This is a genomic window from Bacillus sp. Xin1 (genome assembly GCF_013314535.1).
Lineage (GTDB): Bacteria > Bacillota > Bacilli > Bacillales > Bacillaceae_G > Bacillus_A.
In genome coordinates, this window is the sequence record NZ_JABUAE010000190.1 from 1 (window position 1) to 359 (window position 359).

The window sequence follows — 359 nt, forward strand, 5'->3', positions numbered from 1 at the left end:
GTATTCAACTTCGTAAAAAACGGGATCATCAGGCTGCCCCGATTGTATCATAGCCCACAACTCCTTCTAAATAGGATTGAACAGCAGCTAATTTTTCCTCTACAGTAAATTTGGTCATAAAAAACTACACCTTGGAGATGGTACACTAAACTGGACACTAAGTTAAGAGAGAAAGGTGATTCAGTTTATGAGTAGAAAAGTCTATGATCGTCAATTTAAAATGGCTGCAGTTCAGCTGGTACTGGAAGAAAATATGTTTGTAAAAGAGGTTGCTAAAGAATTATCGATTCATTCTAATACTCTATATCGTTGGATAAATGAATATGAAGAATATGGGGAAAGTGCGTTTCCAGGTCGTG

The 359-nt window shown here is 36.8% G+C and carries 1 protein-coding gene; it reads left to right on the forward strand.

The genetic code is table 11. The features are described 5' to 3' along the window. Window positions 1–187: 187 nt before the first annotated feature. Window positions 188–359 (forward strand): transposase (locus tag HRG09_RS29790; RefSeq protein ID WP_174104118.1); only part of this gene is annotated, 172 nt, incomplete at its 3' end.